The 13,603-nt window shown below is 34.4% G+C and carries 11 protein-coding genes; 1 reads left to right on the top strand and 10 read right to left on the bottom strand.

Features of this window, described 5'->3' with window-relative positions:
- Positions 1 to 190: 190 nt before the first annotated feature.
- Complete coding sequence (locus ACWG0P_RS13745) at positions 191 to 1,474, bottom strand: neurofilament protein (protein WP_455802206.1); 1,284 nt, start codon at positions 1,472 to 1,474, stop codon at positions 191 to 193.
- A gap of 273 nt (positions 1,475 to 1,747) precedes the next feature.
- Between ACWG0P_RS13745 and ACWG0P_RS13740 the strand changes: the two genes are divergently transcribed.
- Positions 1,748 to 3,097, top strand: a complete 1,350-nt coding sequence (locus tag ACWG0P_RS13740; RefSeq protein WP_455802205.1) for a S1C family serine protease — start codon at positions 1,748 to 1,750, stop codon at positions 3,095 to 3,097.
- A 23-nt stretch (positions 3,098 to 3,120) separates the two neighbouring features.
- Here ACWG0P_RS13740 and malQ read toward each other — a convergent pair whose 3' ends face one another.
- The 9 genes from malQ to ACWG0P_RS13695 all read right to left on the bottom strand — a co-directional run bounded on the left by malQ (position 3,121) and on the right by ACWG0P_RS13695 (position 13,519).
- Positions 3,121 to 4,599 (bottom strand): 4-alpha-glucanotransferase, encoded by a 1,479-nt coding sequence (gene malQ / locus ACWG0P_RS13735; protein ID WP_455802204.1) that lies wholly within the window; start codon positions 4,597 to 4,599, stop codon positions 3,121 to 3,123.
- Complete coding sequence (locus tag ACWG0P_RS13730; protein WP_455802203.1) at positions 4,596 to 6,875, bottom strand: glycogen/starch/alpha-glucan phosphorylase; 2,280 nt, start codon at positions 6,873 to 6,875, stop codon at positions 4,596 to 4,598. Before ACWG0P_RS13730 ends, malQ begins: the two co-directional genes overlap by 4 nt.
- Before the next feature lie 189 nt (positions 6,876 to 7,064).
- Positions 7,065 to 7,862, bottom strand: coding sequence for a ZIP family metal transporter (locus ACWG0P_RS13725; protein WP_455802202.1), 798 nt, complete (start codon positions 7,860 to 7,862; stop codon positions 7,065 to 7,067).
- Between the two features lie 90 nt (positions 7,863 to 7,952).
- Complete coding sequence (locus tag ACWG0P_RS13720) at positions 7,953 to 8,441, bottom strand: PocR ligand-binding domain-containing protein (RefSeq protein WP_455789608.1); 489 nt, start codon at positions 8,439 to 8,441, stop codon at positions 7,953 to 7,955.
- An 87-nt stretch (positions 8,442 to 8,528) separates the two neighbouring features.
- Complete coding sequence (locus ACWG0P_RS13715) at positions 8,529 to 9,200, bottom strand: MBL fold metallo-hydrolase (protein WP_455802201.1); 672 nt, start codon at positions 9,198 to 9,200, stop codon at positions 8,529 to 8,531.
- A 78-nt stretch (positions 9,201 to 9,278) separates the two neighbouring features.
- Entirely contained in the window at positions 9,279 to 10,586 is a 1,308-nt protein-coding gene (locus tag ACWG0P_RS13710) for an ABC transporter substrate-binding protein (protein WP_455802200.1), read from the bottom strand.
- Complete coding sequence (locus ACWG0P_RS13705; protein WP_455802199.1) at positions 10,586 to 11,257, bottom strand: response regulator transcription factor; 672 nt, start codon at positions 11,255 to 11,257, stop codon at positions 10,586 to 10,588. Before ACWG0P_RS13705 ends, ACWG0P_RS13710 begins: the two co-directional genes overlap by 1 nt.
- Positions 11,250 to 12,572, bottom strand: a complete 1,323-nt coding sequence (locus ACWG0P_RS13700; protein ID WP_455802198.1) for a sensor histidine kinase — start codon at positions 12,570 to 12,572, stop codon at positions 11,250 to 11,252. The genes ACWG0P_RS13705 and ACWG0P_RS13700 overlap by 8 nt, the downstream gene beginning before the upstream one ends.
- On the bottom strand, positions 12,569 to 13,519 hold the full coding sequence (locus ACWG0P_RS13695; RefSeq protein WP_455802207.1) for a substrate-binding domain-containing protein: 951 nt from the start codon (positions 13,517 to 13,519) through the stop codon (positions 12,569 to 12,571). Before ACWG0P_RS13695 ends, ACWG0P_RS13700 begins: the two co-directional genes overlap by 4 nt.
- Positions 13,520 to 13,603: the final 84 nt, after the last annotated feature.

Below are 13,603 nucleotides of genomic sequence, written 5' to 3'. Positions count from 1 at the left end.
AAAATGGGCTATAAAAAAAACTCCAAATCTTGCTTGTTCAGCTGAATTGAAGTTTTTGTAAGAATAAATTCCACGTACTAATTCTTCTATACTTATTGTGGAATTTACATTTTCACTTTACCAAATATTTTTATATTCTACTTTTGTATAAATAAAGAGATATCGCAAGATCACGATATCTCTAAAATCTTTATTTATTCAGGATTTCTACGATGTTTGTATAGTATGTAAAACGATCGTCAACATACTGTAAAGATTCATACGCTAATCCTTTTGCTTTGTTCATATCGATATCTTCATAAACAGACGCAAAACGATAGTAAATATAATCTTTAATCTGATTATCTCTTAGGATATATCCATAGGATTCATCCCCATGTTGGAAATCTCCATGTTTAATATATAGGTCAGCACATTCAATAAGTATTTCTAATTGGTACTTATTATATAAGTCTACATACTGAGATAAGATTGCATATGCAAAGTCTTCATAGAACTTCACATCTTCATATTGCCAAGTAGGTAATATTTCATATGCAAAATCAAAGAAATGTTTCATGAACTGATCTACATCAGCACCAAGTAATGCAGTTGCTTCTGTAGAATCGATAATGTTCTTGCGTTGTGCAATCATTAAGATTTTTTCTGCAGTCTTAAATTCTTTTAAGTATTCTTTTGCATTTTTCTCATCATCTTTACTCATAGTTGCCTTGATTGCTTGATTCATATCTTTTTTGATTGTTGGATAATCACTTGCTTTGATATCCAATGTGTCTTCTACTTTTTGTAAAGTAACACCTACCAAATCGATATCATAACCATTCGCATCAAAATCAAAAGATTTATCTTTCAATGCATTTCCATCTACAATATTCTTTTCAACTTTACGTAAATCTGCTTCATCCATTAAAATCATCTTATAATCTTCATAAGAATGCATAACACCCATTGCTTGCATATATGCAATACATTCTTCTAATGAATATGCAGCATATTTTTCACTCTTCGCACTTCCTTTTTTTGCAGGTGCCTTTTTAGCAGGTGCTTTCTTAGGAGATGCTACTGGTTTCTTCTCTTCTTTTGCTGGAGCAGCTTTTTTTACTGCCTTCGCTTTTGTTTCTTTCTTCTCTTCCTTTTTTACAGGAGCTTTCTTTGCAACTGTGCTTTTCACTTCCACATCTTTTTTCAATTCAAGTTTTGTGGCTTCTTTCGTTGCAATTTTTTTCGGTTCTGGTTTTGATGCAATTTTTTCAGGAGCTTTTGCTACCGCAATCTTTTCAGGTTCTTTCCCTACTGCGATTTTCTTAGCTTCTGGTTTTGTTGTAATTTTCTTAGCTTCTGGTTTTGCTGTGATTTTTTTTGCTTCTGGTTTTGCAGCAATCTTCTTAACTTCTTCCTTAATAGTAGCAGGTGCTGTTTTTTTCTCAACTACAGCAGTCTTCGTCGTTTTCTTCGTAGTCTTTGCCTTTGCCATATGGACCCCTCCAGTGTACTTATACCTTCTCGTTAGAATGTATAAAGCATTTCCTTTGTAACATACTAATTATAACACATCATGCATATATGGTTAAAGGCTCATTCTATTAGATTAACAATTTCTATGTTATTTTCACATATTCATAAAAAATATTGTTAGAATTCAGCGGAAATTCACATATTTTAGGAAAAATTCTGAGATAATGTTATTGTATAATAAGCACCATAGAAGAGTTGATGTTAAAATCATCAATCAATAGGAGGTTAAATTATGGAAAATGAATTTGAAAAAGATACTATGTTGAATACGGAAGCTACTACAGATGCGCAAGAACCAAAACTAGCGAAAGATGATGAGGTTATCATCCTTGGTGGTGAGAATCATGCACAACACAGTTCTCAGGAAACTGTATCTGTACAAGATCATGAGGAACCAATCTATAGTGATGATGCACCTACTCCAAAGAAAGAAAAGAAAAAGAAGAAAAAATCAAATAAAGATGAGAACTTCTTTCGAAAACATCGTAATGCGGTGATTATCACAAGTTGTTTATTGATCTCTGCAGGTGGAGGTTTTGGAGGTACCTTATTAGCTTTGCAGTTGAAAGGAGCTAATGGCAATACGGTTTTATATCAATCTGTAAATAAGAAAAGTTCAGGTTCTACAACGAACGCTACCAATACATCCATCAAAGATATCGCCAATGAAACGATGAATACAGTGGTGGAGATTAAAACGGAATCCGTTTCTACGAATAGTTATTTCCAACAGGCAGTAGTTTCTGGTGCAGGAAGTGGAGTTATCTTGAGTGAAGATGGATATATTGTTACAAACAATCACGTAATTGATGGCGCAAATAAAATCACTGTTACAACGAAAGATGGAAAAACATATGAAGCAACATTAATAGGAAAAGATTCTTCTACTGATCTTGCGGTTATCAAGATTGAGGCAACTGGATTAACTCCTGCAGTATTAGGTGACTCTGATAAACTAGAAGTTGGAGATACTGCTGTTGCGATTGGAAATCCATTAGGTTCTCTTGGTGGAACGGTAACAAGTGGAATCATTTCTGCATTAGATCGTGAAGTAACGATTGATAATCAAAAGATGCAATTACTACAAACAAACGCAGCTATCAACCCAGGAAACAGCGGTGGTGGATTGTTTAATGCGGATGGTGAATTAATTGGTGTAGTCAATGCGAAAAGCAGTGGAGAAAGCATTGAAGGGTTAGGATTTGCGATTCCAATCAATCATGCAAAAACGATTATCACAAACTTAATTGAAAATGGATATGTAAAAGGAAGAGCATCTTTAGGTGTTACACTTACTACAGGAAACAACCCATTTGAACAAGATTCTCAAGTTTATATCTATAAAGTAGAAAGTGGAAAAGCAGCTGATAAAGCTGGATTAAAATCAGGTGATCAAATCCTAAAAATCAATGATGAAAAGATTAGTAGTATTAGTGATGTTACAAGTATTATAAGTTCTCACTCTGCTGGAGAAAAAATCACGATGACAGTACTTCGTGATAATGCGACAAAAACAATTAACATTACACTTGGTGAAGCAACCAACACATCTAGTACTGAACAAGAGAATTCACAACGATAACAAAAAGGAGCACGAGCTCCTTTTTATATGCGATTGCTTTCTTTCATCCATTCACCAATCTGAGGTAATACTTCATAGACCTCTTTCAAGTTCTTTAATTTCCATTCCCAATTTGGGGAACCTATGGTACTAGGTGTATTGATTCTTGCCTCACTCTTCAATCCCAAGATATCTTGGACAGGAAGAATCACCATAGAAGCTTCACTATTCAAACAATAGCGAATAACAAGTTCATGGAAGGTTCTATTTTCATATCCAAGGTTATGGAAGAATCTACGTAATGCAATCTTATGATTTGGAGATAATGTTTGGTAAAATCCTTCTAATGTATCATTATCATGTGTTCCAGGATATAATACAACATTGAATTTACGACGTTTCTTCAATAGTTTTGGCATCATTTCAAACTGTAAAACGTTCATTCCCAATAGATGATAATGATCCCTTAATTTACCAACTTGTTTACGTAGATCACCAAGATCTTCCGCAATAATATTGATATCTGGCATTTTTTGATATAGTTCATCGAAGAATTCATAAGATGGACCTAATACCCATTCTCCTTGAATTGCGGTTTCACAACTCGCCTCTATTTTCCAATACGTATCAAAAGCACGGAAATGATCCAAACGAAGAATATCGAAAAAGCGATCATTCCAAGCCAAACGTTCCATCCAAAATTGGTAATGTCCTCGACGCATCACTTTCCAATTATAAATAGGATTTCCCCAACGTTGTCCACTTGCACTAAAGTAATCTGGTGGTACTCCTGCAATATAGGTTGGATTCCCTTGTTCATCCAACAAGAAATCTTGTTGATTTTGCCATACATCTGCACTATCTAATCCTACATAGAAAGGAATATCTCCCATAATGGAAATTCCCTTTTCATTAGCGTAATCCTTTACTTCTTTCCATTGTTTATAAAAGATAAATTGAATGAATTGTTCATAACGAATTTGATCTTCTACCTCACGAAGTGGAAAACGGCGATTTTTAATCCATTCTTTTTGTTCTTTTGGCCACTGCGTCCATGGTTTCATATCGTTATGTTTTTTCAATGAAATGAAGACTGCATATGGATAGAGCCATTCTGCCGTTGAAACAAACAATCGATATTCTTGTTCAAAGGTTGAAAACATCTTTAAGAAAGTCTTATATGCTTTCTTTAAATAAGGTGCTTTAAAGGCTCTTACTTCCTCATAGTCGACACGTTCTTCAAACTTGTTACAATTACGAATAGAGCTTTGTTTTAACAGACCATAATCCGCTAAAGTATCTACACTGATATAGAGTTCATCACCAGCAAAGGAAGAGAATGGTTGATATGGAGAATTTCCATATCCCAAAGGATTTAATGGTAGTATTTGCCATATTTTGATATGTTGTTTATGCAATGCATCAATCAATCGAAACGTATGTTTGCCAAAATCTCCTACTCCTTGATTACCTGGTAATGATGAAATTGGTAACAGTATTCCTGCACATGGTTCTACTTTCATAATTTCTCTCCTTTCCTTAATTTCCATATATCTTCTTCATATTCCATAATGGTTCGATCACTTGAGAAGAATGCACTTCCTGCAATATTATGGAGCATCTTCTTAGCCCAAAGCATACGGTCTTCATAGTCAGCTATCATGCGTTCTTTACACTCGATATACTCCTCTAAATCAAGAAGCGTCATAAACCAATCTTTATTTAGTAGTTCATGATAAAAACGTTTTAAAGAAACTTCATCCCCTATCTTCATCATTTCTTTTCCTACAATAAAATCCACTAATTCTTGAATATGTTCACGTTCTTCATACAACGTTTTTGCACAATAATCACCACGTTCATAATGTTGAATCACTTCTTCACTGCTCTTTCCAAAAATATAAATATTTTCTTCTTTCACAAGATCTGCGATTTCCACATTTGCACCATCTCGTGTTCCCAGTGTTAATGCACCATTCAACATAAACTTCATATTACCAGTGCCACTCGCTTCTTTACTCGCAAGTGAAATCTGTTCAGAAATATCTGTTGCTGGTACGACAATTTCTGCTTCACTAACGTTATAATTCTCAATAAAGCACAATTGCAAGTAAGGAGCGACCGCTTTATCTTTCGCTATGATTTCCTCTAAACATAATAGGATATGGATGATATCCTTTGCGATGGTATATGCAGGGGCTGCTTTTGCGCCAAAGATACATACAAGAGGTCGTTTTGGAAGATTTCCTCTTTTGATATCCAAATATTTATGAATGATATACAAGGCATTCATTTGTTGACGTTTATACTCATGAAGACGTTTTACTTGTGTATCGAAAATTGCATGTTCCAATAAGGTGATGTTTTGTTTCTTCTTCATATGTTTTATAAAGGCCTGTTTTTTATACTCTTTGATATCCAATAGTTTTTGTAAAACTATGTTATCGTTCTCATATGCTTTTAATTTTGATAATACATTGGCATCATCGAACACCTCTTTTCCAAGTGTTTCTACTAGCAAAGATGTTAATTGTGGATTGCTACTATAGAGCCATCTACGGAAGGTAATCCCGTTAGTTTTATTATTAAACTTCTCTGGATACAGCTTATAAAATTCATGTAGTTCTGTATTCTTCAAAATATCACTATGCAATGCAGCTACACCATTTACACTCTTACCAAAATGAATATCCATGTGTGCCATATGAACACGATGTTCTGCATCAATAATTGCTAATTTTTCATCACTTCCACGTTCATGTGCAATTGCATCAAGTGAAATGATAATCTCTAACAGATCTGGTACAACTTTTTCTAAATATGCCATCGGCCAAGTTTCTAATGCTTCTGCTAGAATTGTATGATTGGTATATGCGCATGTTTTTTCCACAACCGCCAATGCATCCTTCAACAACATACCTTCCTTTTGTAATAAACGAATCAATTCCGCTATGACCAAAGAAGGATGCGTATCATTGATTTGAATGACAACATGTTCATCTAAAGCACGTAGATCATACCCTTTTGCTTTACAATCAGCAAGTATCATTTGCGCTGCACAAGATACCATAAAGTATTGTTGATAAATACGTAACAATCTCCCCTCATCATCGCTATCATCAGGATAAAGAAATAAGGTTAAATTCTTTTCAATATTAGTTTTATCAAAATCGATCCCTTGTTTTACTAAGCTTTCATCAATACTTTCGATATCGAACAAATGAAGCGTATTTTTTCCTTTTTCATACCCTATGACATCCATGTCATATACTACAGGATGTAACGTAAACTCTGGAAAAGGTACTGTAAACTCCGTCTTTTTCTTTGTAAACCAACTCGTCTTTGAAATCCAAGAATTTGGAACTTCCACTTGTTTATAATCTTTGAACTTCTGTTCAAAAAGACCAAAATGATAATAAAGACCAATTCCATCTCCACATAACTGTAAACTAGCAATGCTATCTAAGAAACAAGCAGCTAATCTACCAAGCCCGCCGTTTCCAAGGGATGGTTCTAATTCTACCGCTACTATGTCATCCATTGTAAAACCAACGGATGTTACAATCTCCTCTATTTCATCGTATATTCCTAAGTTGATCAAATTACTACTCAACATTTTCCCTAATAAAAACTCTGCAGAAATATAGTATAGTTTCTTATCCTGCTTTATCAATGGACGTTTTTCCATTTCCTCTTTTACAACTTCTACCACACATTCATATATTGTAGATGCATTCAAATTGTTATGTTTGTTCATAATCTCTAGCTTTTTCTGCATATTTCCCTTAATTGTATCCATACTGTCTCCTTTTTCAAATAATGTAAGCGTTTATCATTATTCTTATTTTATCATAAAATCGCCATAAAATATGCTTGATATGCAAAAAAAATGATTTTTTTCTCATTCTGAAATAAAAATACGACATAACACCAAGTGTTCGTCGTATAAATAGGATTTATTTCCGTTTCGTAACCTTCTTTTTTGTTTCTAACCCAACGCCACATCCATTATCATCATGACAAGAAATCCAATCATTACCCCTGCTGTACCCGCATGAGAATGATCTGATAAATGCGCTTCTGGAATCAATTCTTCCACAACAACGTACACCATAGCACCTGCCGCAAAAGATAACAACCAAGGCATAAAATAAATCGCAGTTCCTGCGATTGCAACCGTCGCAATACCTGCAATTGGCTCCACAATCCCACTCAAGCTACCATAAAGAAACGATTTAAATTTACTACATCCTTCTTTTTTCAAAGGAAGTGATATCGCAGCCCCTTCAGGAAAGTTTTGTAAGCCAATGCCAATTGCCAAGGCAATTGCACTTGCTAAGGTTACATTCGCACCAGCATTCACTGACAACGCAAAGGACAACCCAACAGCCATACCCTCTGGAATATTATGCAAAGTTACCGCAAAAACCAACATTGTCGTACGTTTCAAAGACGATGTAGGACCTTCTGGTAACTCACTTCCTGGATGCAAATGAGGGAGTGCATGATCTAAGCCAAACAAGAAGAGTCCTCCAAGAATAAACCCACCACCTGCCGGAATCCAAGATGGCATTCCTAAGGCTTCTGCTTGTTCCATTGCTGGAATCAACAAGCTCCACACAGAAGCCGCGATCATCACACCAGCCGCAAATCCAAGAAACATAGATTGCAAACTTTGTTTTACTTCTTTTTTTATTAAAAATATAGTCGCAGCACCTAATGTGGTCATCAAAAATGTAAAACCTGTACCAATCGCTGCTAAGACATAAGGATTTGTTATATTCATTATTTCACCTACCTTATTCTATTATAGTGGAATCAAAGAGAATGTGCTATTCATATGCAATGTTATCAAAAGAAAACCAGCTTTCGCTGGTTACTTATTCATCGCATAATGATAATCGATTAAATCCTTTAATAATTCGATAGATGCTTTCATCTGTGCTTCATTCATCGTATGAATCACTTTGAAATTACGCAACACCATATCTTCATTAAGCTTGTATTCTTTTGATAAATACTTTGCCCATTGTTCTGCTTCTTCCATTTGTTTTTGTGCAATAATACCTTCTGATACGATAACACAACGATAATCTTCAAAATTTACAGGTACTGCCCATTTTATCAATCCAGCATGACAAGAATAGATACACTCTTTATCAATGTCCTGTGTTTCCGCAAATGTTTCCTTTGTACACTCTTCGCATTTTTCAAGAGCTTTCCCAGATAGTTTTAAACACTTACAGAAATAGTTTTTTTCACTGGCGCTTTGGACATCTCCTTCTTCATATACGATGTAACTACGTAATCCAGTAATTCTACGATAATCATCCAGCACTTTCTTTAAAATAGTTTTCGCTTCCATATTCGTTTCCCTTCTTCTAACAAACGTATGTTTTTCATACTTAAAATATATCACAAACAGAAAGAAACTTCTAGAGATTCTAAACAGTTATAATAGAAAGGTCTGGTTTTTATATGAAACCTTTTGAATACGATTCTTATAGTCTAGACAGACAGGATGTTCAAATAGTTTTTCCACGATCGTGTAATCATCCCAAAAATGCATTGGAAATACAACCGAAATATCCACTTTCCCCATACACGCATCAAGTCCTTTGTAGAAGTTTTCCTTTAATCGCGCATCTACTGGAAGAAAGGCGACATCAACTTTATAACGTGAAAGAATCTCAAGTTCTTTTTGGTAAGCTTCTTTCATATCTCGGCTTTCTTCTTCACTATCTTCCTCTCCCCAATCCCACCAATTCAAATCTCCTGCATGATACACTGTTTTGCCTTCCACTTGCACAATGAACGCTACCCCCTCATCCGTAGATAATAAGGTAGAAATATGCATATCATCAACGTTTAAATCTTGATGAGCACCTATTCGTTCAACATCCTTTTTCACTGGTATATCATCAGATAAGATATAGGTGATTTGAGGGTGATCGATTGTAAAAATCTTTCGAGCAAAATGATCCTGATGGCGATGACTTGCGAATACATATACGTGCTTCTTAGGATCTAGTTTTGGTAAGGTTCCTTTATAATAATCAAAAAGTAATATTGTATGTTCTAATTCTATAAGATAACAGCTATGATAAATATAGGTGATTTTCATATCGTCGCCTCCTATAATTTAGTTTATCTTCTTTGTGACGTTAACACAAGTCTTATACTTTCCACAATGAAGCATACTTTATTTGTGTAACATCGCATTGAGTTGTCCTTGCATATAAATCAACGCATTTTCAATTTCTTGATCGCTCTCTAATAGTGTTTGTATTTGTCCATTGATACTTTGCAACACTTGTTCATACTCTTTTGTACGACGTAGTGCGACACCCTGTTTCATAATATCATCTACAACTCCTAATTCAAAACTACTATCACCTGGATTATCCTTCTTTAAAGCATTCAATACTTCTTTTGTGGTCATAATTTCTTTTAAAACAGAAACTCCTTGTGCAGAAGTAGATAATTCTTTTTGAAACGCTTCATCACTACTTAGTTGTTTCATGAATTCCCATGCAAGTTTCTTTTCTTTCGAGCGTGATGACATTCCAATCATCAACGTATCAATTTGAGATATATTCCCTCCATTTGGACCAGATGGCATCATAATACAATCCCATTCAAATGAGGAATACTTCTTTACTCTCCAAGGATATGGCATATAGGTACGATAATCACTATAATCCATTAGACAAAATGCCACTTGTCCTTTATCAAACATTTCTGATGAAACTTTCTCTTTTTGTAATCTAGAAAGCTTGCGCATAAAGGTAGTTGCTTCAATGATTTGTTCTTGATCCAATGTCACGCTATTTTTTTCTTCATTGTAAATAGTAACACCATTGCTATATACAGCATCTTCCCATCCATATCCATAAAATCCAAATTGATCTTGTATTCCATCTCCGTTATTATCTTTACTGACTTGTTTACATATTTCATAAAATCCTTCCCATGTCCATGTATTCTCAGGCATTTGAATTTGTTCTTTTTCAAGTAAAGTTTTATTCACAAACATTAAGTTAGGAACACTTTCATAAGGCAAAGCATAGGTATTATCTTCCAATTGCCCCTCTTTGAAAGAAGCTTCATAATATTTTGAAGCATCGAAATTTTCATCATCCTTTATATAAGACTCCAAGTTCTGTAACGTTCTATTTTGTGCTAATGTTGAAAAAATTTGAGAAGGTACAAAGAAAACATCAGGCGCATCATCGTTTAAAATTTTCCCACTTAGCCATTCCTCATAATCATCAGGACGTGTTCCACTTTCATATGTGATGGTCACATTGGGATGTTTTTTCTCGAACGCTTTGATTACATTATCCAATAATATATAACTATCACTTTCTGGTGCGTTCCATACATTCCCTGACATTAGTCCTAGTTTTAACTCAATATGGCGATTCTCATGTTGAGTCCATAAAACAAAACTAGACACTCCACATACAATGCATAGAAAAAGGAGTATACCTTTTTTACGCTTTTTCATTATTCCATTCCTCTTAAAATAATCTTTGGATTTTGTACAGCCCATATTGCCAATTGCGTACGATCTCTAAGTGTCAACTTATCTAAAATAATACTTAAATAATTTCGTATAGTCCCTTCAGTAAAGCTTAATTCCTCCGCAATTTCCTTGTTTGATAAACCATTTCCAACTTTTTCAATGATGCGCCATTCTGTTTTGGATAAATGGTGAATTGGAAGTTCTTGAGAAGGTGTTTCCAATCGTTGATTTGCAAGTGAAGAAAACATGTGCATGGCTTTAATCGCAACATCTGGATGTATGACTCCACCACCCTCATATACCGTGTGAATTGCTGTATAAAGCTCATTTAAAGAGACTCCTTTTAGGAGATAACTACTCGCACCATTTTTAAGAGCATCATAAATATACTCATCATCATCAAAGGTTGTTAATATGATAACTTTAATTTCTGGGTATTTTTCTTTCACATATTTCGTACAAAGTGTTCCATCCATTCCAGGCATACGAATATCCATTAAAATAACATCTGGTCGACAAGATTTTAAAAGTTCCATAACTTCATTTCCATCTTTGGCAAAACCTGTAATTTCAATATCCTCTTTAGAACGTAATAAAATACTCAAACTATCACGCATCAATTCTTGATCATCCGCAATCATAACCTTAATCATTTACTTCACTCCCTTTTCTCAATGGTAACTCAACAATCAATACAAACCCTTCGTTTCCATAACAGCGCACTTTTCCATTTAATAAGGCAACTCGCTCTTTCATATGGTGCAATCCAAAGCCATCTTCTATGTGTCCACACCCTACTCCATTATCTTCAATCATCAAAATCAAAGTATCATCTTCTTTTCCAAAAGAAATATAAATTTTATCTGCTTTTCCATGACGTACTGCATTGGTCAATCCTTCTTGAATAATGCGATATATAGTATCTTCTTCATCCTGTTGAAAGATAAGCGAAGATAAATGGCACACAAAGTATACAACCACCCCTGTAGAATTGATAAATTCTTGTATCATCGTTTCTAATGCTTCCTTTAAACTATGATTTTCTAGAGCATCAGGACGTAATTTGTTCACCGAACGACGAACATCTTTAAGCCCATCTCTTGCCACACTGCTCAACATACTCAATTGATTTTTAGCCAATTCCTGATCTACTTCTAGCAATTCTTTACATGCCTCAAGTCCCGTAGATAATCCCGTTAAAGTATGTCCAAGAGTATCGTGTATTTCTCTTGCGAGACGATTTCGCTCTTTTGTTTCTCCCATTTTTTCACGATCTGCGGCATAATCTTTTAATTGTTCATTTAGTTCTTTTAGTTCATTATTTAAATTATTTATTTTTCGACTTTCATCATATTGCGCCTTGATTAGAAAGAGCATATACAAAATGAACGCAAAGATACAAATCGTACTCAATACATTATTCAGTGCTAAAAATAATGATTTAGCTCCTGCATTGTACATCGCTAAATAATACTGAACATCAGTAACCGGAATAAAGTTTGATACCACACTATAATTCGTTAATAGAAAGATTAACGATAACATCACTAATGAAATACTAATATTTCCCTTATTTCTTGTACGAGCCATCATATTTGCGATGACAAACAATAAAACCATATTACTAGAAAAAGATATCACCCATAGTAAGAACATACAAATTCCTAGTTCTAACATCGTAAATACAAGTGTACTCTTAGTGCTTTCTTTTACATACACACGTATTCTCATAACAAACAATAACAGTATAAAACTAATACAAGCATATACGGGTATTTGTTTATATGACATCGGCACAACATTTACCTGTTGTAGGAACTGACTAGCTTGTGAAGAATCTAAAATAAATTGTGTTGTAAAAAAGATAATACAACATAAAAATGTGATTTGTAAGAGTACGGTAATACATAACAACCAATAGGTAATGGCAACCTGTTGTTCATTCTTTATTCTTGTGAAACGAATCATTGCCATCCCTCTAATGAAAACTCACTGATATTGTTTTGATCAATCATGACCACATCAATTTTTTCTTTTTTAACATAGCGTTTTCCATCTAAAAATTGATATGCTGCATCGATCGCCTTTTTTGCCATTTTCTTTGGATATTGTGCTACTGTACCTTGTAGAAATCCATCTCTTACCAATACTTTTGCCTCTGGTGTTCCATCTACTCCATAAACCATGACATTACTCAACATATCTTTCTCTTGTAATGCCGCAATTGCGCCTAATGCAGAAGGATCATTCAAGGCCATTACCACATCAAATTCCAGCTTATCTTCAAGCTTTCCTTTGATGATGGGCATACTCTTTTCTAATTGTCCTTCACACTCTTCTTCTCCCACAATACGATAGTTTGCATTTCCTTTAATGGTATCCTTAAACCCTTGTATCCTTTCTACAGCTGAATGTGCACTTTCATGTTTCAATAAAAAGATATTCGCTTCTTTTTTTTGTGCCATCATCTTTTGTGCACATAATACACCTGCCTCATAATTATCTGAAACTACACTATAATCTACAAAGCTATCACTCTCATATACATTGGTATCAATTGCGATGATATAAATACCTTGTTTCTTCGCTTCTTTTAAAACATCTGCCAATCCTTTTGAATCTACAGGATTTACAATGAGTACTTGACAACCTTGCTCTATTAAATAGCGTACTTGTTCTCTTTGACGTTCAATAGATAATTGAGGATCCATGGTTGTTAAAACATCTCCATTTGCTTCTATCACATTACGTAATTCTGAATCAATTAAATCAAAAAAGGGATTATTTAATGTCATATACGTTGCTCCAAATTTTATAGGTTTTGCTTTGACTGCCGAAATTTCATTCTGTGCATAATTTTTAAATTGCAACACCGTGAGTGATAGCACAAAAAATGACAGCAACGTTATTCCCATTATAAGCCATTTCTTTTTCACTTTATTTCCCTCTTTCTTTTTTTATATTATACCGTAGATTACGCAAAAAGTCTTTATTCAAAG

This window comes from Amedibacillus sp. YH-ame6 (genome assembly GCF_053848845.1).
The sequence above is the reverse complement of the archived record's forward strand: the minus strand, read 5'-3'. Positions and strand labels throughout refer to the sequence as shown.